The 20853-nt window shown below is 74.5% G+C and carries 22 protein-coding genes; 19 read left to right on the plus strand and 3 right to left on the minus strand.

Going from position 1 to position 20853, the window contains the following annotated elements; genetic code table 11:
- Window positions 1-34: 34 nt before the first annotated feature.
- The 10 genes from dacB to DCS98_RS01940 all read left to right on the plus strand — a co-directional run bounded on the left by dacB (window position 35) and on the right by DCS98_RS01940 (window position 9248).
- A complete protein-coding gene (gene dacB / locus DCS98_RS01895; RefSeq protein ID WP_116449635.1) occupies window positions 35-1456 on the plus strand; it encodes a D-alanyl-D-alanine carboxypeptidase/D-alanyl-D-alanine endopeptidase in 1422 nt (473 codons plus the stop codon).
- Between the two features lie 36 nt (window positions 1457-1492).
- Window positions 1493-2575: a zinc-dependent metalloprotease gene (locus DCS98_RS01900; RefSeq protein ID WP_116449636.1), complete on the plus strand. Its 1083-nt coding sequence runs from the start codon at window positions 1493-1495 to the stop codon at window positions 2573-2575.
- Between the two features lie 7 nt (window positions 2576-2582).
- On the plus strand, window positions 2583-3578 hold the full coding sequence (gene tilS / locus DCS98_RS01905; protein ID WP_116449637.1) for a tRNA lysidine(34) synthetase TilS: 996 nt from the start codon (window positions 2583-2585) through the stop codon (window positions 3576-3578).
- Entirely contained in the window at window positions 3575-4159 is a 585-nt protein-coding gene (hpt, locus tag DCS98_RS01910) for a hypoxanthine phosphoribosyltransferase (protein WP_164704330.1), read from the plus strand. The genes tilS and hpt overlap by 4 nt, the downstream gene beginning before the upstream one ends.
- Window positions 4160-4440: 281 nt before the next feature.
- Complete coding sequence (gene ftsH / locus DCS98_RS01915; protein ID WP_116449638.1) at window positions 4441-6429, plus strand: ATP-dependent zinc metalloprotease FtsH; 1989 nt, start codon at window positions 4441-4443, stop codon at window positions 6427-6429.
- Entirely contained in the window at window positions 6426-7037 is a 612-nt protein-coding gene (folE, locus tag DCS98_RS01920) for a GTP cyclohydrolase I FolE (RefSeq protein ID WP_116449639.1), read from the plus strand. Before ftsH ends, folE begins: the two co-directional genes overlap by 4 nt.
- Before the next feature lies 1 nt (window position 7038).
- Complete coding sequence (folP, locus tag DCS98_RS01925) at window positions 7039-7878, plus strand: dihydropteroate synthase (protein WP_241037034.1); 840 nt, start codon at window positions 7039-7041, stop codon at window positions 7876-7878.
- Window positions 7871-8242: a dihydroneopterin aldolase gene (folB, locus tag DCS98_RS01930; protein WP_116449640.1), complete on the plus strand. Its 372-nt coding sequence runs from the start codon at window positions 7871-7873 to the stop codon at window positions 8240-8242. Before folP ends, folB begins: the two co-directional genes overlap by 8 nt.
- Window positions 8239-8742, plus strand: coding sequence for a 2-amino-4-hydroxy-6-hydroxymethyldihydropteridine diphosphokinase (gene folK / locus DCS98_RS01935; RefSeq protein ID WP_116449641.1), 504 nt, complete (start codon window positions 8239-8241; stop codon window positions 8740-8742). Before folB ends, folK begins: the two co-directional genes overlap by 4 nt.
- Window positions 8739-9248, plus strand: a complete 510-nt coding sequence (locus DCS98_RS01940) for a DUF3180 domain-containing protein (RefSeq protein ID WP_116449642.1) — start codon at window positions 8739-8741, stop codon at window positions 9246-9248. The genes folK and DCS98_RS01940 overlap by 4 nt, the downstream gene beginning before the upstream one ends.
- Here the strand turns inward: DCS98_RS01940 and DCS98_RS01945 are convergent.
- Window positions 9245-10426 (minus strand): ABC transporter ATP-binding protein, encoded by a 1182-nt coding sequence (locus tag DCS98_RS01945; RefSeq protein WP_116449643.1) that lies wholly within the window; start codon window positions 10424-10426, stop codon window positions 9245-9247. The genes DCS98_RS01940 and DCS98_RS01945 overlap by 4 nt on opposite strands.
- A 26-nt stretch (window positions 10427-10452) precedes the next feature.
- On the opposite strand from DCS98_RS01945, the gene DCS98_RS01950 reads away from it, so the two are divergent.
- From DCS98_RS01950 to DCS98_RS01960, 3 genes are all read left to right on the plus strand, one after another.
- On the plus strand, window positions 10453-11151 hold the full coding sequence (locus tag DCS98_RS01950; RefSeq protein ID WP_116449644.1) for an ABC transporter permease: 699 nt from the start codon (window positions 10453-10455) through the stop codon (window positions 11149-11151).
- Window positions 11148-11879 (plus strand): ABC transporter permease, encoded by a 732-nt coding sequence (locus tag DCS98_RS01955; protein ID WP_164704331.1) that lies wholly within the window; start codon window positions 11148-11150, stop codon window positions 11877-11879. Before DCS98_RS01950 ends, DCS98_RS01955 begins: the two co-directional genes overlap by 4 nt.
- Window positions 11880-12029: 150 nt before the next feature.
- A complete protein-coding gene (locus DCS98_RS01960) occupies window positions 12030-13025 on the plus strand; it encodes a glycine betaine ABC transporter substrate-binding protein (RefSeq protein WP_116449646.1) in 996 nt (331 codons plus the stop codon).
- A 9-nt stretch (window positions 13026-13034) separates the two neighbouring features.
- Here the strand turns inward: DCS98_RS01960 and DCS98_RS01965 are convergent, their stop codons facing one another.
- Window positions 13035-13643, minus strand: a complete 609-nt coding sequence (locus tag DCS98_RS01965; protein ID WP_116449647.1) for a DUF1684 domain-containing protein — start codon at window positions 13641-13643, stop codon at window positions 13035-13037.
- 92 nt (window positions 13644-13735) lie between these two features.
- On the opposite strand from DCS98_RS01965, the gene DCS98_RS01970 reads away from it, so the two are divergent.
- Entirely contained in the window at window positions 13736-15250 is a 1515-nt protein-coding gene (locus tag DCS98_RS01970; protein WP_116449648.1) for a DUF6779 domain-containing protein, read from the plus strand.
- 4 nt (window positions 15251-15254) lie between these two features.
- Here the strand turns inward: DCS98_RS01970 and DCS98_RS01975 are convergent, their stop codons facing one another.
- Window positions 15255-15995, minus strand: a complete 741-nt coding sequence (locus DCS98_RS01975) for an SDR family oxidoreductase (RefSeq protein WP_116450120.1) — start codon at window positions 15993-15995, stop codon at window positions 15255-15257.
- A gap of 290 nt (window positions 15996-16285) precedes the next feature.
- On the opposite strand from DCS98_RS01975, the gene DCS98_RS01980 reads away from it, so the two are divergent.
- The 5 genes from DCS98_RS01980 to lysS are packed head-to-tail and all read left to right on the plus strand — an operon-like array spanning window position 16286 to window position 20841.
- Window positions 16286-17230, plus strand: a complete 945-nt coding sequence (locus DCS98_RS01980) for a Rossmann-like and DUF2520 domain-containing protein (protein WP_116449649.1) — start codon at window positions 16286-16288, stop codon at window positions 17228-17230.
- A complete protein-coding gene (gene panC, locus DCS98_RS01985) occupies window positions 17227-18084 on the plus strand; it encodes a pantoate--beta-alanine ligase (protein WP_116449650.1) in 858 nt (285 codons plus the stop codon). Before DCS98_RS01980 ends, panC begins: the two co-directional genes overlap by 4 nt.
- Before the next feature lie 8 nt (window positions 18085-18092).
- The gene (panD, locus tag DCS98_RS01990; RefSeq protein WP_277394592.1) at window positions 18093-18506 is read left to right on the plus strand and encodes an aspartate 1-decarboxylase; all 414 of its coding nucleotides are present in this window, start codon (window positions 18093-18095) and stop codon (window positions 18504-18506) included.
- Window positions 18503-19291, plus strand: a complete 789-nt coding sequence (locus DCS98_RS01995; protein WP_241037036.1) for a type III pantothenate kinase — start codon at window positions 18503-18505, stop codon at window positions 19289-19291. Before panD ends, DCS98_RS01995 begins: the two co-directional genes overlap by 4 nt.
- 35 nt (window positions 19292-19326) lie before the next feature.
- Window positions 19327-20841, plus strand: coding sequence for a lysine--tRNA ligase (gene lysS / locus DCS98_RS02000; RefSeq protein ID WP_241037038.1), 1515 nt, complete (start codon window positions 19327-19329; stop codon window positions 20839-20841).
- Window positions 20842-20853: the final 12 nt, after the last annotated feature.

Consider the following 20853-nt stretch of genomic DNA (forward strand, 5'->3'; position numbering starts at 1 on the left):
ACCCGCAGCAATCGGCGGGTCGCCATTCTGGGGGGTGGGCACCATCGCGTCGAGTGGTTCGACGATCGTCACGGCGAAGACCGGCCGATTCCGCCGGCGGCTCGCGATGGGCATCGTCGGGCTCGTCCTGCTCCTGATCGGCGGAGGTGTCGGCGTCGGCCTGCTGCTCAGCGGCGGGAACGGCGACGGCGGCCCCGAGGCCGTCGACGTGCCCGATGCCGAGCTGCCCGACCTGGGCGACGCCTCGCCGGTCCTGGCGTCGCTGGGCACCGACGCCCCCGCCCCCGACCCCGCCGTCCTCAGCAGCCGGCTGACCCCGCTGCTCACCGCCGCGGGCCTCGGCACCGGGGTGTCCGCGGAGGTCGTGGACGTCGCGTCCGGCGACGTCCTGCTCGACCTCGACGCCCGCGACCCCGCGGTCCCCGCGTCGACGGCGAAGCTGCTGACCGCCGCAGCGGCCCTCGTGACCCTCGACCCGGCCGACACCCTCGAGACGACGGTCGTGGCGGGCGCGAGCCCCGGCGAGGTCGTGCTGGTCGGCGGCGGCGACCCCACGCTCTCCCGCACCGCGCCGTCCCAGTCCTACCCGGGTGCCGCGACGGTCGCCGACCTGGCCACCCAGGTCGTCGCCGCGATGCCGGCCGGGACGCCGGTCACCCGGATCGTCGTCGACAACTCGCTGTTCAGCGGCGCGCTCACCGCGTCCGGGTGGGGGACCGGCGACGCCCCGTCCACCTACGCCGCCCCGGTGACCGCCACGGCCGTCGACGGCGCGCGGGTCAGCCCCGGCTCCCAGGCGCGCAGCGGGCAGCCGGGGATCGACGCCGGGTCCGCCCTGGCCGACGCCCTCGGGGCCCCGGGCGCCACCGTCGTCCTCGGCGAGGCCCCGGCCGGTGCGGAGACGCTCGCGACGGTCCACTCGGCGCCGATCAGCCGTCTGGTCGAGCAGACGCTGTCGATGTCGGACAACATGCTGGCCGAGGCGCTGGCCCGCCACGTCGCCATCGCCGAGGACCTCCCGGCCACCTTCGAGGGCGGCGCGCAGGCGATCACGCAGGCGCTCGCCGGGGCCGGCATCGACACGACCGGCGTCGCGCTGTTCGACGGGAGCGGGCTCTCGCAGTCCGACCGGATCCCGGCCGCGGTGCTGACCGAGGTGGTGACCAGCGCCGCCGACGGCACCCTCGCCGGGACCTCGGCGCTGCTGTCGGGCCTGCCGGTGGCCGGCTACGACGGCACGCTGTTCGACCGCGGGGACGCCGGGGCCGCGCCGGGCACCGTCCGCGCCAAGACGGGCACGCTCCTGGGGGTGCACGCCCTCGCCGGCACCGTGGTGACCACCGACGGTCGCCTGCTGGCCTTCGCCGTCGTGGCCGACGGCTCCGGCGGCGAGGCCGCGGCCGAGGCCGCGCTCGACGACGTCGCGGCCGCGCTCGCCGGCTGCGGCTGCCGCTGACCCTTGCCGGCAGCCTCGCCCGCGTACGGTGAGGCGATGAGCAGCGCCTCCTCGATGGTCGACTGGGACCTCGCCGGACGCACGGCCCGCAGGCTGATGAGTGCGGGGCCCGCCACCACGCGCGAGGAGGCCGACGGTGTCGTCCGCGACCTGCACGAGGCCGCGGCGGTCGCCGTCGCGCACGTCGAGAGGCTGACCGGCCTGAGCCCGGTCCCCGGCGGCCCGGTGCCCCAGGTCGTCGTGGTCGACCGCCCCGGCTGGGCCGACGCGAACGCCCGCGGCATGGCCGCGCTCCTCGACCCGCTGGTCGACGCCCTCGCCGCCAAGCAGGACAAGCGCCCGGGCGCGATCGCCACCGCGATCGGGTCGCGGGCCACCGGCGTCCAGGCCGGCGGCATCCTGGCCTTCCTCTCCTCGCGCGTCCTGGGCCAGTACGAGGTCTTCGGCACCGGCGGCCAGCTGCTGCTGGTGGCCCCCAACATCGTCGCGACGGAGCGGAAGCTCGGCGTCGAGCCCGCCGACTTCCGGCTCTGGGTCTGCCTGCACGAGGTCACCCACCAGCTGCAGTTCACCGCCGTGCCGTGGCTCAAGGACCACCTCGAGGGGGAGATCGCCCGCTTCGTCGAGGCCACCGACCTCGACGCGGACGTCCTCCGCGAGCGCCTGCAGGACGTCCTGCGCAGCCTCACCGACGCCGTCCGCGGTGGCGACGGCGAGTCCGAGGGCCTGCTGGCGCTGGTCCGCGACCCGGAGCAGCGGGCCGTGCTGGACCGGGTCACCGCCGTCATGAGCCTGGTCGAGGGGCACGCCGAGTACGTCATGGACGAGGTCGGCCCCGACGTCGTCCCGACGGTGGCGACGCTGCGCAAGCGGTTCGCCCAGCGCCGCAAGGGCCGCGGCCCGTTCGACCGCGTGGTGCGCCGGCTGCTCGGCCTCGAGCAGAAGATGAAGCAGTACGCCGAGGGGCGGGTCTTCGTGGGCGGTGTCGTCGAGCTGGTCGGCATGGACGGGTTCAACCGCGTGTGGGAGGGCCCCGAGAACCTGCCGCGGATCGACGAGCTCACCGCGCCCCAGCGCTGGGTCGAGCGCGTGCACGGCCGCCCCGCCATCCCCGCCTGAGCCCGCCGTGGCCGGTCCACCCCGCGCCGTCGCCGTCCTGCGGCACGCGGTGCGCGCCGGGCTGCGGAGCTCTCCGCAGCCGGTCCTCGTCGCCTGCAGCGGTGGAGCGGACTCCGTCGCGCTGGCCGCCGCGCTCGCCTTCGAGGCCCGGGACGCCGGCGTCCGGGTCGGCGGGGTGACCGTCGACCACGGGCTGCAGGCGGGCTCGGCGCAGCGCGCCGACCGCACCGCAGAGCTGCTGCACGGGCTCGGCCTGGACCCGGTGGTCGTGCTCGCCGCGAAGGTGGCCGAGGACGGCGGGCCGGAGGGGGCCGCCCGCGCCGCCCGGTACGCCGTCCTGGGTGCCGCGGCCGAGCAGCACGCCGCCCGGATCGCCCTGGGGCACACCCTCGACGACCAGGCCGAGACGGTCCTGCTGGGCCTCGGCCGCGGCTCGGGGCCGCGCTCGGTGGCGGGCATGGTCGAGCACCGGCCGCCGTACTGGCGCCCGCTGCTCGGAGTCCGCCGCGCCACCGCCCGGCAGGCGTGCGCGGACCAGGGGCTGCCCGTGTGGGACGACCCGTGGAACGCCGATCCCACCTACACCCGGGTCCGGCTGCGCACCGAGGTGCTGCCGCTGATGGAGGACGTGCTCGGCGGCGGGGTGGCCCCGGCGCTGGCCCGGACCGCGGCCCAGCTGCGCGAGGACCTCGACGCCCTCGACGCGCTGGCCGCCGACGCCCTGCCGGACGACGACGGGGAGCTGCCGGTCGAGGCGGTGGAGGCGCTCCCGGCCGCGCTCCGGCGGCGGGTGCTGCGCCTGTGGCTGCGGGCCGGCGGGGTGCCCGACCTGCAGGCCGTGCACCTGGCCGCGGTCGAGGCGCTGCTCGTCCGGTGGCGGGGGCAGGGCCGGGTCGACCTACCCGGCGGCGCGGGCGTCGTCCGCGCGTCTGGCAGGCTGGCCCTCCTGGGCCCGGAGGACCGGGCCGGTCGACCCCCGCACTTCGAGGAGCCTCTCGCGTGAGCGAAGCCGTCAGCACCCCGGGCGCCCTGGGCCCCGACCACGGGTACGGCCCCGACATCGACCACGTGCTCCTGTCGGAGGAGCAGATCCAGCAGAAGATCGCCGAGCTCGCCGCCGGGATCGCCGCCGACTACGCCGGCAAGGAGGTCCTCCTGGTCGGCGTGCTCAAGGGTGCGGTGCTGTTCATGAGCGACTTCGCCCGGGCGCTGCAGCTGCCCACCCAGATGGAGTTCATGGCCGTCTCGTCCTACGGCTCGGCCACCAGCTCCTCCGGCGTCGTGCGGATCCTCAAGGACCTCGACCGCGACATCACCGGCAAGCACGTCCTGGTGCTCGAGGACATCATCGACTCCGGCCTGACCCTGTCCTGGCTGCTCAAGAACCTGGGCGGCCGGCAGCCGGCGTCGCTGGAGGTGTGCGCCCTGCTGCGCAAGCCCGACGCCGTGAAGGTCGAGGTCCCGGTGAAGTACATCGGGTTCGACATCCCGAACGAGTTCGTCATCGGCTACGGCCTCGACTACGCCGAGCGCTACCGCGACCTGCCCTACATCGCGACCCTCAAGCCCGAGGTCTACGCCTGACGTCGTCCTCCGGACGACACCGCGGCCAGGTGCCGTCCCCCTGATGCGCTGAGCCGTTGCGTCGCGGCTGCGCGGGACCCTCCGGGCCCCACTCGCCACGACAGTCCACGTACGGGTCATCCGCAGGTCGCGCCCGGCAAATTCGCAGACGCCCCGGTGTACCGTCGATTCCGACGACGCTGTCCCCAGCGCCGGGGTCCTCGCCCGGATCGCAGGCGGCGTCCCCGGACGATCAGGAGGGTCGACGGGCCGACCGGTCTCCCGGCGCCCGGCATCGGTGTATGGAACGTAAGAAGATCTTCCGCTCCGTGTGGTTCTGGGTCGTCCTCGTCGTCCTGGTCGCCCTCACGTTCTCCTGGACCCTGGGTGGCGGCACCTCCGGCAAGGAGGTGTCCACCTCCGTCGCGCTGCAGCAGCTCGATGCGGGCAACGTCGACTCCGCGACGATCAACGACAAGGAGCAGACGCTCGACCTCGAGCTGAAGAGCGAGGTCGAGGGCAGCAGGCAGATCACCGCGTCCTACCCCCTCGGCGCCTCCGACGACATCTACGACCGCGTCTCCGGCGCGGGCGACGACGACGCCGTCGAGTTCGACACGAACGTCACGCAGCAGAGCCTGCTGGTCAGCCTGCTGGTCAGCTTCCTGCCGTTCCTGATCCTCCTGCTGCTGCTGTTCTGGCTGTTCAACTCCATGCAGGGCGGCGGCCGCGGCGTCATGCAGTTCGGCAAGTCCAAGGCCAAGCAGGTCACCAAGGACACCCCGAAGACGACGTTCGCCGACGTCGCGGGGTCCGACGAGGCCGTCGAGGAACTGCACGAGATCAAGGACTTCCTGCAGAACCCGGTCAAGTTCCAGGCCGTGGGCGCGAAGATCCCCAAGGGCGTGCTGCTGTTCGGCCCGCCCGGGACCGGCAAGACCCTGCTGGCCCGCGCCGTCGCCGGCGAGGCCGGGGTGCCGTTCTTCTCGATCTCCGGTTCCGACTTCGTCGAGATGTTCGTGGGTGTCGGCGCCAGCCGGGTCCGCGACCTCTTCGAGCAGGCCAAGCAGAACGCCCCGGCGATCATCTTCGTCGACGAGATCGACGCCGTCGGCCGTCACCGCGGCGCCGGCATGGGCGGCGGGCACGACGAGCGCGAGCAGACCCTCAACCAGATGCTCGTCGAGATGGACGGCTTCGACGTCAAGGGCGGCGTGATCATGATCGCCGCGACGAACCGGCCCGACATCCTCGACCCGGCGCTGCTGCGCCCGGGCCGCTTCGACCGCCAGATCGCCGTCGACCGCCCCGACCTGCTCGGCCGCAAGGCGATCCTGTCGGTGCACGCCAAGGGCAAGCCGCTCGCGCCGGACGTCGACCTGGAGACCGTCGCCCGCCGGACGCCGGGCTTCACCGGGGCCGACCTCGCCAACGTGCTCAACGAGGCCGCGCTGCTCACCGCACGCACCAACGGCTCGCTGATCACCGACGCCACCCTCGAGGAGGCGATCGACCGCGTCATCGCCGGCCCCGAGCGGAAGACGCGGGCGATGAGCGAGAAGGAGAAGAAGGTCACCGCCTACCACGAGGGCGGGCACGCCCTCGTCGCGCACGCGCTGCCCAACCTGGACCCGGTGCACAAGGTGACGATCCTGCCGCGCGGCCGCTCGCTCGGGCACACGCTCGTGCTGCCGACCGAGGACAAGTACACGCAGACGCGCTCGGAGATGATCGACACCCTGGCCTACGCCCTCGGCGGGCGGGCGGCCGAGGAGCTGGTCTTCCACGAGCCGACCACCGGCGCCGGCAACGACATCGAGAAGGCCACCTCGATGGCCCGGGCGATGGTCACCCAGTACGGCATGAGCGCCAAGCTGGGCGCGGTGAAGTACGGCAGCACCGACGCCGAGCCGTTCCTGGGCCGCGACATGGGCTCCCGGCCCGACTACTCCGAGGCCGTGGCCGCCGACATCGACGCGGAGATCCGCGCCCTGATCGAGGCCGCGCACGACGAGGCGTGGGAGATCCTGGTCGAGTACCGGGGCGTCCTCGACCAGCTCGTCCTCGAGCTGATCGAGAAGGAGACGCTCTCCAAGGAGGACATGGCCCGCATCTGCGCGCCGGTCACCAAGCGCCCCTCGCTCGCGCCCTACAACGGCTTCGGCAAGCGGACCCCCTCCGACCAGCCCCCCGTCCTCACCCCCGCCGAGGTCGCCGCGCAGAACGGCAACGGCCACGCCAGTGGCAGCAGCACGCCGGTGGGCGACGTCGGAGCGCCCGCGCAGCGATGACGGCGGACGGCATCGGGCCCGGCGGGATGCGGGCCGTCGGCGAGGTCGACCAGGCGCGGGCGGCGGCCGCCGTCCGCGAGCTGCTGATCGCCGTGGGGGAGGACCCGGACCGGCCCGGGCTGCAGGACACGCCTGCCCGGGTCGCGCGCGCGTACGCGGAGACCTTTGCCGGTCTGTCGCAGGACCCCTACGACATCCTCGCGACCACCTTCGACGAGGACCACGACGAGATGGTCCTGGTCAAGGACATCCCGATGTACTCGACCTGCGAGCACCACCTGGTGCCCTTCCACGGCAAGGCGCACGTCGGCTACATCCCGGCCGAGGACGGGCGGGTCACCGGTCTGTCGAAGCTGGCCAGGCTGGTCGAGGTGTACGCCCGCCGCCCGCAGGTGCAGGAGCGGATGACCCGCCAGATCGCCGACGCCCTGAACGAGGTGCTCAAGCCCCGCGGCGTCATCGTCGTCATCGAGGCCGAGCACCTGTGCATGGCCATGCGCGGGATCCGCAAGCCGGGTTCCACGACCGTCACCTCGGCGGTCCGCGGCATGTTCCGCGACAGCGCGGCGACGCGGAACGAGGCGATGAGCCTCGTCCTGGGAAGGTGACGTGATCGCCCTCCCGCGCCCCGGCCGGTGCGTGGTCATGGGCGTCCTCAACGTCACGCCCGACTCCTTCTCCGACGGCGGCTGCTTCGCCGACCCGGAGGTCGCGATCGCCCACGGGCTGGCGATGCACACCGCCGGCGCCGACTACGTGGACGTGGGCGGTGAGTCCACCCGGCCCGGCGCCGACCGCGTCGACGCCGAGGAGGAGGCCCGCCGCGTCGTCCCCGTCATCCGGGAGCTCGCCGCAGCGGGAGTGCGCACCAGCGTCGACACCACCCGCGCCGAGGTCGCCGAGGCCGCCATCGGTGCGGGCGCTCAGCTGGTGAACGACGTCAGCGGTGGCCTGGCCGACAAGAACATGGCCGAGCTCATCGCCGAGACCGGCGTCCCGTGGGTGCTCATGCACTGGCGCGGGCACAGCCGCGAGATGTACGCCGCCGCCCGGTACGGCGACGTCGTCACCGAGGTCTGCGCCGAGCTCACCGCCCGTGTGGAGGACGTCGTCGCGATCGGCGTGGCCCCCGAGCAGCTGGTGCTCGACCCGGGCCTCGGGTTCGCGAAGCGCGCCGAGCACAACTGGGCGCTGCTCGCGGGCCTGGACCGGCTCGTCGGGCTGGGGCTCCCGGTGCTCGTCGGCTCGTCGCGCAAGACCTTCCTCGGCCGGCTGCTCGCCGGGCCCGACGGCGCGCCCCGGCCGGCCGAGCAGCGCGACGACGCGACGCTGGCGACCACGGTGATGGCCGCGGAGGCCGGCGTCTGGGGCGTGCGGGTGCACGACGCGGCGGCGTCGGTGGACGCCGTCCGCACCGTCGAGGCCGTGCGCGGGGCCCGCCGTGGCTGAGACCCCCGACCGGATCACGCTCCGCGGCCTGCGCGCGCACGGCCGCCACGGCGTCTACGCGTTCGAGCGCGAGCGCGGGCAGATGTTCGGGGTCGACGCCGTCCTCGAGGTCGACACCGTCGCCGCGGCGGCCGGCGACGACCTCGAGAAGACCGTCAACTACGCCGATCTCGCCCGCGACCTCTACGCCGTCCTCGCCGGGGAGCCGGTGAACCTGCTCGAGACGCTGGCCCAGCGCCTCGCCGACGTCTGCCTGGCCAACCCGCTCGTGGGGGCCGTCGAGATCACCGTGCACAAGCCCCAGGCCGAGCTCGGGGTGCCCTTCGACGACGTCACCGTCGCCATCCGCCGGGAGCGCCCGTGAGCCGGGCCGTCCTGTCGCTGGGCGCGAACCTCGGTGACCGCGCGGCCGCGCTCCGCGGGGCCATCACCGCGCTCAAGGACGACGGCCTGGTCGCCCGCTCGACGCTGTACGAGACGCCGCCGTGGGGTCCGGTCGAGCAGCCGCCGTACCTCAACGCCGTCGTCATCGTGCGCGGGCCGCGCGACGCCCGCGGCTGGCTCGCCCGGGCGCACGAGCTCGAGCAGGCCGCCGGCCGCACCCGGGAGGTGCGGTGGGGGCCGCGCAGCCTCGACGTCGACGTCGTCGCCGTCACCGAGGACGACGGCACGCCCGTGGTCTCCGAGGACCCCGAGCTGACCCTGCCGCACCCGCGGGCGCACGAGCGGGCCTTCGTGCTGCTGCCGTGGGCGACGCTGGAGCCGGGCGCGGTGCTGCCGGGCCGCGGCCGGGTCGCCGACCTGCTGGCCGCCCTGCCCGCCGAGGACAAGCTCGCGGTGACCCGTTGGGACCACCTGCATTGAGGCCCGTCCGCCGCCGCGACCTCGTCGTCCTCGCCGCCGGGCTGGCGGTGGCCGCCTGGCTGCTGGTCCGCGCCTGGTACGGGGACCTCCCGGCGCTGGACTGGTGGCTGCCCGTCCCGCTCGCGGTGCTCGCCGTGGCGGAGGGCCTGGGCGCGCGGACGCTGAGGGCACGGCTCACCGCCCTGCGCGAGGCCAGGACCCGGACGGGCCCACCAGGCGCCGTCCCGGTGCGGCCGGTGGAGCCGATGCTGGTCGCGCGGCTGGCCGTCCTCGCGCAGGCGAGCGCCTACGTGGGCGCCGTCTTCGCCGGGATCTGGACCGGCGTCCTGCTGCACGTCGGCCCGGCCGTGGGCGACCTGCAGGCGGCGGCCGGCGACACCGTCACCGCGCTGATCGGCATCGCCGCCTCGGCCGCGCTCGTCGCCGCGGCGCTGTGGCTCGAGTCGGTGTGCCGCGTCCCACCCGCCTCGACCGACGACGAACCGGCCCCCGGCGTCAGCGCCTAGACCGAGCCCGCGACCTCGGGGACCGCGCCGTCCACGGACCGCCGGAGGGCGGCGTGCAGCGATTCCGGGGTCAGCACACCCAGGAACCTGTCGCCCTCGAGCACCGCGACCCAGCCCGCCTCGTGCTGGAGCATCGTCGCGAAGGCCGTCTTGAGCGAGGCGTCCACCGGCACCCAGGCCTCCATGCGCTTGCAGGCGTCGCGGACGCTGCCGCTCCCGGACGCCCGCTCGGCCGACAGCCAGCCGTGCAGCACGTGCCGGTCGTCGAGGACCACGGCCCACCGGGCCCCGTCCCGGCCCAGCACGGACCGGGCCTCGGCCAGACCGTCGTCGAGCCGCACGATCGGCGGGTGCTCGAGGTCGTCGGTGTCGATGCCCGTGACGGCCAGCCGCTTGAGCCCCCTGTCCGCACCGACGAAGTCGGCGACGAACGGCGTCGCCGGGTTGCCGAGCAGGTCCGCGGGCGTCGCGAACTGCTCCACGCGGCCGCCCTGGCTCATGACCGCGATCCGGTCGCCGAGCCGGACGGCCTCCTCGATGTCGTGCGTGACGAACACGATCGTCTTGCGCACCGTCTCCTGCAGCCGCAGGAACTCCGACTGGAGCCGCTCGCGGACGATCGGGTCGACGGCCGAGAACGGCTCGTCCATCAGCAGGACGCCCGGATCGGCGGCCAGGGCGCGCGCCACGCCGGCCCGCTGGCGCTGGCCCCCCGAGAGCTGGTGCGGGTACCGGTCGCCGTGGACGGCGGGGTCGAGCCCGACGACGTCGAGCAGCTCGTCGACGCGGGCGCGGATCCGGCGCTTGTCCCAGCCGAGCAGCCGCGGCACCGTGCCGACGTTGACCCGCACCGTCTGGTGGGGGAAGAGGCCGACGTTCTGGATGACGTAGCCGATCCGGCGCCGCAGTCTGACCGGGTCGGCCCCGGTGACGTCCTCGCCGCCCAGCAGGATGCGTCCCGTAGTCGGCTCGATGATCCGGTTGATCATCTTCATCGTCGTCGTCTTGCCGCAACCCGACGGGCCGACCAGGACGGTCAGCTCGCCCGCGGCGAAGGTCAGGTCGAGCTCCGCGACCCCGACGGTCCCGTCGTCGTAGACCTTGCTCACGCCCTCGAGGCGGATCTCCTCGGCACCGGTGGGAGCTGCGGGGGAGGGGATGGGAGCAGTAGCGTCCACGAGGTGGCCTTCCTGGTACGCGCCCGATGCTGAGCGCGGCGAGCGCGGAGCTGCTCGCGGTCGATGAAGCGCCGAATCCCTGGTTCGACCCGTCCTACGTGTCGTCCAACTGGGACTCCATCATGGGCTACCTGGGCGAGCACGTCAGGCTCACGATCGGTGCCGTCGTCCTCGGCGCGCTGATCGCCCTGCCCCTGGCGCTGATCGCCCGGCGCAGCCGGTGGCTGGCCGGACCCGTGCTCGGCCTGTCCACGCTGATCTACACGATCCCCTCGCTGGCCATGTTCGCCTTCGTGGCCCCGCTGACCGGCATCACCGCGACGACCGTGCTCATCGGCCTGGTCCTGTACTCGCTGGTGATCCTGGTCCGGAACTTCCTCGCCGGCCTGCAGGCCGTGCCCGACGACGTCCGGGAGGCCGCCCGGGGCATGGGCTACGGCAGCGGCCGGTTGTTCTGGCAGGTGGAGCTGCCCCTGGCGCTGCCGGCCTTCATGGCCGGCATCCGCGTCGCGACGGTGTCCACCGTCGCGCTGGTCACGGTCGGCGTGATCGTCGGCCACGGCGGGCTGGGGCAGCTGATCACCGGCGGGTTCGCGGCCAACTTCTACCGGGCGGAGATCGTCACGGGTGCGGTCGGCTGCGTCCTCCTGGCCCTGGTGGCCGACCTCCTGCTGGCCGGGGCCGAGCGCGCGCTCACGCCGTGGGCGAGGAGGGCGCGGGCGTGAACCTCTTCGACGACGCGCTGGTCTTCCTCAACGACCCGTTCAACTGGACGCGCCCGGGCGGCATCCTGGACCTGCTCGTCGAGCACCTGCGGATCTCCGCCCTCGCGGTGCTGGCGGCCATGGCGCTCGCGCTGCCCGTCGGCATCCTGCTGGGGCACGTCGGCCGTGGCGGGGCCTTCACGGTCGCCCTGTCCAACGTGTCCCGCGCGGTCCCGACCCTGGCGCTGCTCACGATCTTCGCGGTCACCCCCATCGGCTTCGGCCCGACGGCGACCACCATCGCCCTCGCCGTCTTCGCCGTCCCGCCGATCCTCACCAACACCTACGTCGGCTTCCGCGGCGTCGACCGCGACGTCGTCGAGGCGGCCCGGGCCATGGGCTTCGGCGAGCGGCAGGTGGCGTTCAAGGTCGAGCTCCCGCTGGCCGCCCCGCTGCTCATGACCGGCGTCCGCACCGCCGCCGTCCAGGTGGTGGCCACCGCCACCCTCGCCGCGCTGGTGGCCGGGGGAGGCCTCGGCCGGATCATCACGCTGGGCTTCCGCCAGCAGGACTACGGCGCCGTCCTCGCCGGCGCGCTGCTCGTCGCCGCCCTCGCCGTCCTCACCGAGCTGGTGCTCGCGGGCCTGTCCTGGGCCCTGACGCCCGGGCCCAGGAGGTTCCCGATCCCTCTCGCTCGGCAACGCTCCGTGGCCGAGCCGGAGCCCACGGCAGCGAGAATGCCGCTCTGACCCCACCGGCCAGGTCACCGGTCGGCAACGAACGCGACAAGCTGATTGCGTTGTGCGCAACCGGCGGTGTTCGATCGGGGTGCGGGAGTCCTCCCGCCAGACACGCGTGGCAGCCGGCTGCCACGGGACACAGAAGGCGGGGCGTCAAGCATGCGCGCACGCATCCGGTTCATCGCTCCACTCGCCGTCGCGGTCGCGCTGACCGCTGCCTGCGGCGAGTCGGGCTCCTCCGGCACCGGCGGTGACGCCGAAGCCAGCGGTTCGGCCTCCGGCGACGCCTGCGCCCCGGTCGCGGGGGACCAGCTCGTCGTGCTCGAGGACGACAAGCAGCTGCAGAACGCCGACAACGTCATCCCGGCGGTGAACGCGGCCGCCGCCGCGAGCAGCCCGGCCCTGCTCGAGTCGCTGAACGCCGTCTCGGAGGTGCTCACCACCGAGGACCTCATCGAGATGAACGCCGCCGTCGACGTGGAGCGGCAGCCCGTCGAGGAGGTGGTCGCCTCCTACGTCGCCGACAACGGCCTGGACTCCGGCGTCAGCGGCGGCAGCGGTCCCGTGGTCGTCGGCGCGGCCGACTTCAGCGAGTCGCAGGTGCTGGCCACCCTCTACGCCGACGTCCTGACCGCCGCGGGCTTCGACGCCAGCGTGCAGACCGTGGGCAACCGGGAGCTCTACCTCCCGGCCCTGGAGCGCGGCGAGATCCAGGCGTTCCCGGAGTACCTGGCCACGGTGACCGAGTTCATCGAGGGCGACGACTCCACCGAGGTGGCCTCCGGCGACGTCGACGAGACCGTTGCGGCGCTGACGCCGCTGGCCGAGGGCGTCGGCCTGGTGTTCGGCGAGCCGGCCGAGGCGGCGGACCAGAACGCGTTCGCGGTCACCCAGGAGTTCGCCGACGAGCTCGGCGTCACCACGCTCTCCGAGCTGGCCGACGCCTGCGGCGACGGATCGCTGACCCTCGGTGGGCCGGGCGAGTGCCCGACCCGGCCGGCGTGCCAGCCGGGGCTCGAGGAGACCTACGGCCTCGAGTTCGCGAGCTTCCAGGAGTACGACGCCGGAGGGCCGCTGACCAAGGCCGCGATCCAGCAGGGCGAGGTCGCGATCGGCCTGGTCTTCAGCTCCGACGGCGCCCTCGCCCAAGGCTGACGCTCGTCCTCAGTACCAGGCGCCGCCGGGGGGCAGTTGCTCCCCGGCGGCGACCGGCGTCGCCGACCGGTTCCCCTCGGGAGCCAGCGGGCACGTCCAGCGCGGGTCGTAGGCGCACGACGGGTGGTAGGCGAAGTTGAGGTCGACGACCAGCCGCGAGCCGGCACCGCCCAGGTCGGCCCCCTTGACGGTGTCGAGCAGGTAGCGCCCGCCGCCGTAGGTGCTGCTCCCGGCGGTGCCGTCGCGCAGCGGCAGGAACACCCCGCCGCCGTAGCTGTCCAGCCACCAGACGTCGAGCCGTCCGACGGCGCCGAGCTCGACGGTGCCGATGCGCTCGAACGGGACGACGCCGTCCGAGGCCGTCGGGATCTCCAGCCGGGCGGGCTCCGCGGGCTCCACGACCGGCTCGAACCGCAGCGACGGGTCGTAGCCGGCGAAGGGGAGACCGCCGAACGCGGCACGCGCCGCCTCGCCGAGCGGGGAGTCGGGGTGCGCGGCGAACAGCTCGTCGCGGCCGTCCCGCCAGGTCCGCCAGCCGGTCTCCGGGTCGGTCGCGGCTCGTGCGGCGGCGTACAGCGCGGCGACCTGGCGGCGCCAGTCGAGCAGGGTGAGGGTCACCGCGCCACTGTCGCAGCCGCTGTCAGCGACAGCTCGGTCACGACGCGGATTCCTGCCCGGAGGTCGGCGCGTTCCGCCGCTACGCTGGGGTCATGCCCCTCCGCGAGGACGACGTCGCTCCTCGCACAGGCGTCCCCGGGCGGCGCACCCTGCTGCAGGCCGGCGGCCTCGTCCTGGCGGTCGCGGCGACCCTCACCGTCTTCCTCACCGACAACCCGCAGCTGCTGCGGCTGGCCGTCGTCGGTGTGGCCTGGGCGTTCGTGCTGGCCACGGTCGCCGCCGGCCGCCGGTCCACCGACGAGGCCACCGCCCAGGCGCGCGAGGCGGAGCTGCGCCGGGCCTACGAGTACGAGCTCGACCGCGAGGTCGCGGCGCGCCGCGAGTACGAGCTGGAGCTCGAGACCGAGCTGCGGCGCGAGGCCGAGGAATCGATGCGCGCCGAGCTCGACGCGCTGCGCGGGGACCTCGCGGGCCTCACCGAGCTCCGGGACGAGGTCGCCCGCGTCACCGAGCTGCGCGCCGACATCGCGGCGTTGTCCGCCCTGCGCGACGAGGTGGCCCGCGTCGCAGCCCTCCGGGACGACGTCGCCGAGCTGACCTCGCTGCGCAGGGAGATCGGGCAGCTCGCCGACCTGCGCGACGACATGGGCCGGCTGCGCCAGGAGCTCACCGAGCAGCTCTCGAGCGAGATGCTGATCGAGCGCATCGTCATGCGCACCCAGGCCAGCCGGCTCGGCACCGAACTGGCCGACGCCCCCGGCCGGGCGCTCGACGCCGCCACCCGCTGGACCGAGGACGCCGCTCCGCGCGAGCTGACCGGTGGCTGGCCGGCCGTCCGCCTCGACGAGCCGCGCGAGACCCGGCAGTTCGAGCAGGTGCGGGTCGAGCGCACCGCCCGCCCCCCGCTGCCCCCGCCGCCCGTCCCGCCCGTCGCGCGGCCGGTGCCCTCGCCGTCCTGGCGGCCGAGCTGGGAGTCCGAGCCGGAGCCGCCGCGCAGCTGGGAGACCCCGTCCACGGCCTCCTGGGAGTCGCAGGCCCCCGCGTGGGAGGCGCCGGCAGCCCCGGCGTGGGAGCCGGCCCGCACGGAGGAGCGGTGGTCCCCGTCGCTGGAGGACCGCTGGGCACCCTCGGCCCCCGCCGCGGAGAGCCACGAGGACACGCCCCTGTGGTCGGCGACCGCGCACGACACCGGGGAGAGCGCCCGGTCGGTCGCGCCGCCTGCAGCCGACCCGCCCTCCCCGCTGGAGTGGCTCGCGGCCCGCTCGCTGATCGACGCCGAGCCCACGTCCTTCCGGCCGGAGGTCCCGCCCCGCCGTCGCCGCGGGGACGAGGCGCCGGTCGACCTCGCCGCGGCCGCCACGACGCAGCGGCCGGCGGTCCGCGCGAACCCGCCGATCCGCGTCGACGACCGCGGCGCCTACCGGGTGGCCGTGCCCGAGGAGCGCCCGGCGGAACGGCCCGGTCCGGCGCCGTCGCAGGAGAAGAGGCTGGCCGACATCCTGGCCGAGAACGGGGTGAGCCCCAGCACCGGCGGACGGCGGCGGCGCCGCTACCGCGACGACGACGAGCCGGACGACGTCCTGGCCCGGGTGCTGCGCGACAGCTGAGCGCTCAGCGCCCGCGGGAGAGCCGGCCGCCGTCGAGCACGAGCGTCTGGCCGGTCACCCAGCCGGCGCCGTCCCCGAGCAGGTAGGCGGCGGCCTCGCCGACGTCCTCCGGCACCCCCAGCCGGCCGGCCGGGTACTCGGCTGCGACCTCGTCCTCCCGGCCCTCGTACAGGGCGCCGGCGAACCGCGTCTTCACGACCGCCGGCGCCACCGCGTTCACCCGCACGGTGGGGCCGAGCTCGACGGCCAGCTGCGTGGTCAGGTTGATCACCGCCGCCTTGCTCACGCCGTAGGCGCCGATGTTCTCCGACGACCGGAGGCCGGCCACCGAGGCGACGAACAGCACGGAGCCGCCGTGCTGGGCCATCCACGCCTTCCAGGCCTCCTGCACCAGACCCAGCGAGGACACCACGTTGGTGTCCAGGATCTTCCGGAAGGCGTCGAGGTCGAGGTCGGTCATCGGGCCGTAGACGGGGTTGACGCCCACGTTGCCCACCAGCATGTCCAGGCTGCCGAAGGTCTCGACCGCGGTGCGCACCGCCTCGGCGCGGTGCGCGGCGTCCGCCGCGTGGCCGGCCACGGCGACGGCGACCTCGGGGCCGCCCAGGGTCGCCACCGCCTCGGCCAGCGCGTCCGGCTTCCGGGCGGTCACCACGACGCGGGCGCCGCGGTCGACCAGGCTCTGCGCGATCGCCAACCCGATGCCACGGCTCCCGCCGGTGACCAGGGCGGTCCGCCCGTCCATCGTGCCCACGCCGTTCTCCTGTCCCTCGGTGCGCTGACGCGCCCACGCTAGGCAGGCCGCGGACCACCCGTCCGGGTACCCCCGTGAGGCATGACACAGGCCGCTGGCGTTGCGAGGCACCGGAACCGGTCACACACTCGCCATCGGCGATCTCTCCGCGCGACACAGCCGGTTGCAGCGGGGGACGTCACCAGCACCGCCGCACCACCCGCACGACACCTGAGCGGCCTCCAACGGTGGGGGCCACCGACGTCCGGTACCCGCGAGGGACTGGAACGAGAGGGTGCACGATGCCTGCTTCCCGCAGGACCCGTCAGGCTGCCGGCCTCGCGCCCGCGGCCGCAGCGCCCGCCCGCCTCCGCGTGGGCGTCATCGGCGCCGGCCGGGTCGGCGCCGTCATCGGCGCCGCGCTCGCCGATGCGGGCCACGACGTGGTCGCCGCCTCCGGTCTCTCCGCCGCCTCCGCCGAGCGGGCAGCCCGCCTGCTGCCCGGCGTCCCGCTCGTGCCCGCCGACGAGGTGGTGGCCGCCTCCGACCTCGTCGTGCTGGCCGTCCCCGACGACACGCTCGCCGGTCTGGTGTCCGGGCTGGCCGGGACCGGCGCGTGGCGGGCCGGCCAGCTCACCTTCCACACGTCCGGAGCGCACGGTCTCGCCGTCCTCGCGCCCGCCGAGCAGGCCGGCGTCCTGCCGCTCGCGCTGCACCCCGCCATGACCTTCTCCGGCGCCCCCGAGGACGCCGACCGGCTGGTGGGTGCCCCCTTCGCCGTCACCAGCCGGCCGGAGTACCGCGCCGTCGCCGAGACCCTGGTCCTGGAGATGGGCGGCGAGCCGTTCTTCGTCGCCGAGGACGACCGGCGGCTCTACCACGCCGCGCTGGTCACCGGCGCCAACCACCTGGTCACCCTCGTCGCCGAGGCCGCCGACCTGCTGCGCTCGGCGGGTGTGGGCGACCCGGCCCGAGTCCTGCAGCCGCTGCTCACCGCGGCGCTCGACAACGGCCTGCGCCGGGGCGACCGGGGCCTGACCGGTCCGGTCAGCCGCGGGGACGTCGGCACCGTCCGCGACCACCTCGAGACGCTCGCCGAGCGGGCGCCGGACTCGGTGGCCGCGTACGTCGCCATGGCCCACCGCACCACCGAGCGTGCCCTGGCCTCCGGCCGGCTCAAGCAGCACGAGGGCGCCCCGCTGCTCGACCTCCTCGGCGAGGCGCGCGACGAGGCGGGCTCCCGGTGACCACGGTGGCCACGACCCCCGCCGTCGCCGAGACCGTCGCCGAGCTCCGCGGCCTCCTCGCGGACCTGCCGGGTCCCGTCGCGCTGGTCCCGACGATGGGTGCGCTGCACGAGGGGCACCGGACGTTGGTCCGTGCCGCCCGCGAGCGCGCGGCCACCGTCGTCGTCTCAGTCTTCGTCAACCCGACGCAGTTCGGGCCGGGCGAGGACTTCGACCGCTACCCGCGCACCTGGGACGCCGACCTCGCGGCGCTCGCGGAGGAAGGCGCCGACGTGGTCTTCCACCCGCCGGTCGAGGAGGTCTACCCGCCGCACGCGGTGGGCGTGACCGTCGACCCGGGGGAGCTCGGTTCGGTGCTCGAGGGCGCGATCCGCCCGGGGCACTTCGCCGGCGTCCTCACCGTCGTCGCCAAGCTCTTCGGCCTGGCCCGGCCCGACACCGCCTTCTTCGGCGAGAAGGACTACCAGCAGCTGACGCTCATCCGGGCGATGGCCCGCGAGCTGGCGCTGCCCGTGGAGGTGGTCGGCGTCCCGACCGTCCGCGAGGACGACGGCCTGGCGCTGTCCAGCCGCAACCGTTACCTCGACGCCGACCAGCGGGCGGCGGCCCGCACCGTCTCGGCAGCCCTGCGCGCGGGAGCCGCGGCCGGGGCGCGGGGTGCCGACGCCGTCCTGGCCGCCGCCCGGGCGGTGCTCGACGCCGAGCCCGCGCTGCTCCAGGACTACCTCGAACTCACCGATACCGATCTGGGACCGGCACCCGCTGCCGGCCCGGCCCGCCTGCTGGTCGCGGTCCGCGCCGGCACCACCCGACTCCTCGACAACATCGCGATCGACCTGGGAGAGCTCCGATGATGCGCACGATGCTCAAGTCCAAGATCCACCGTGCCACGGTCACCCAGGCCGACCTGCACTACGTGGGGTCGGTGACCATCGACGAGGACCTCCTCGACGCCGCCGACCTGCTCCCCGGGGAGCAGGTCGCGATCGTCGACATCACCAACGGCGCCCGCCTGGAGACCTACGTGATCCCCGGCGAGCGCGGCAGCGGGGTCATCGGGATCAACGGTGCCGCCGCGCACCTGGTCCACCCCGGCGACATGGTGATCATGATCAGCTACGGCGTGATGGACGAGACCGAGGCCAAGAGCTACATCCCGAAGGTCGTCCACGTCGACGGCGCCAACCGCATCGTCGAGCTGGGCGGGGACCCCTCGGCCCCCGTGCCCGGCGCCGAGGACCAGCGGCGCAGCGACCTGGGCGTGCCCGTCCGGTGACGCTGCTGACGGTCGACGTCGGCAACAGCCAGACCGTCCTCGCCACGTTCGAGGGGGAGCAGCGCATCGGCTGCTGGCGGGTGACGACGTCCCCCCGCGCCACGGCCGACGAGCTGCGGATGCTGTGGCGCGGCCTGCTCCGCGACACCCAGGTGACCGGGGTCGCGGCCTGTTCCACCGTGCCGGCGCTGCTGCCGTCGCTGCGGCAGCTGCTGGCCTCCCTCGAGGTGCCGGTGGTCCTCATCGGCCCGGGGGTGAAGACCGGCGTGCCGCTGCACGTCGACAACCCCCGGGAGGTCGGTGCCGACCGCGTCGTCACCGCCCTGGCCGCGCACGAGCTGTTCGGCCGCCGCCCCGACGGGCGCGGGCGTCCGGTCGTCGTCGTCGACTTCGGCACGTCGACCAACGTGGACGCCGTCGGCCCGGACGGGCAGTTCCTGGGCGGCGCGCTGGCGCCGGGGCTGGAGGTCAGCCTCGACGCCCTGGCCAACCGGGCCGCCCAGCTGCGGTCGGTGGAGCTCACCGTGCCGACGCAGGCGATCGGCAAGAACACCGTGGCGGCGCTGCAGTCAGGTGTCGTGCTCGGCTTCGCGGGGCTCGTGGACGGTCTGGTGGACCGGATCGCGACCGAGCTGGTCGCGCAGTTCGGCGCCGCGCCGGTCGTCGTCGCCACCGGTGGGCTGGCCCCGCTCGTCGTCGACAGCTGCCGCTCGATCGCCGAGCGGGAGCCCGACCTCACGGTGCACGGCCTGCGGCTGGCCTTCGAGCGCCACCAGGCCAGGTAGGTCCCCGCCGTCCGCCGTCCGTAGGCTCTCGGTCCGTGAGCGACGGACCCATCGGCGACGACGGCGGCAGCGACGAGCTCCCTGAGCAGATGCGGGTGCGCCGCGCGAAGCTCGACCGCCTGCGCGAGAGCGGGATCGACCCGTACCCGGTCTCCGTCCCGCGCACCACGACGCTGGCCGCCGTCCGCGCTGCCCACCCCGACCTCGAGCCGGACACGATGACCGGCGAGACCGTCGGCATCACCGGCCGGGTCATCTTCTTCCGCAACACCGGCAAGCTCTGCTTCGCGACGTTGCGCGAGGGCGATTCCGAGCTGCAGGTCATGCTCTCCCGCGACCGGGTGGGGGAGGACTCGCTCGCGGCCTGGAAGGCCGACGTCGACCTCGGCGACCACGTGCTGGTCACCGGCGAGGTGGGGACGTCGCGGCGCGGCGAGCTGTCGGTGTTCGCCGACTCGTGGCAGCTGACCTCCAAGTCGCTGCGACCGCTGCCGGTGGCGCACAAGCCCATGAGCGAGGAACTCCGGGTCCGCCGCCGGTACGTGGACCTCATCGTCCGCGACGAGGCCCGGCGCACCGTGCGACAGCGGGCGACCGTGATGTCCACGCTGCGCGCCGGGCTGGCGTCCCGGGGGTTCCTCGAGGTCGAGACGCCGATGCTGCAGACGGTGCACGGTGGCGCGGCGGCCCGTCCCTTCCGGACGCACATGAATGCGTTCGACCTCGACCTGTACCTGCGCATCGCGCCCGAGCTGTTCCTCAAGCGCTGCATCGTGGGCGGCCTCGACCGGGTGTTCGAGATCAACCGGAACTTCCGGAACGAGGGCGCGGACAGCTCCCACTCTCCCGAGTTCGCGATGCTCGAGACCTACCAGGCGTACGCCGACTACCAGGTGATGGCGACGCTCACCCGCGAGCTGATCCAGGAGTGCTCGCAGGCGCTGTTCGGGGACCACGTGGCCCGCCACCACGACGGCACCGAGATCGACCTGTCGGGGGAGTGGCCGCAGGTGCCGCTCTACTCCGTCGTCTCCGACGCCGTCGGCCGGCCGGTCACCCCGGAGACGCCGGTCGAGGAGCTTCGGGCGATCGCGGAGCGACACGACGTCGGCGTGGACCCGGCCTGGCTCCCGGGCAAGGTCGTGGAGGAGCTGTTCGAGGCGCTGGTGCAGCACACGCTGCAGGCCCCCACGTTCGTCATCGACTACCCGCTGGACACCTCGCCGCTGACCCGGGCGCACCGGTCCCGGCCCGGCGTCGCCGAGAAGTGGGACCTCTACATCGGCGGGATCGAGCGGGCGACGGCCTACTCCGAGCTCGTCGACCCGGTCGTGCAGCGCGAGCGCTTCACCGCCCAGGCGGCGCTCGCCGCGGCCGGCGACCCCGAGGCCATGGCCCTCGACGAGGACTTCCTCGAGGCGCTCGAGTACGGAATGCCCCCCACCGGCGGTATGGGCATGGGTATGGACCGCTTGATGATGACGCTCACCGGTCTCGGAATCCGGGAGACCATCCTGTTCCCGCTCGTCCGGCCTATTTCCTCCCAGTGAAACCACTGCGCG

It is taken from the genome of Blastococcus litoris, from assembly GCF_003075095.1.
Lineage (GTDB): Bacteria > Actinomycetota > Actinomycetes > Mycobacteriales > Geodermatophilaceae > Blastococcus_B > Blastococcus_B litoris.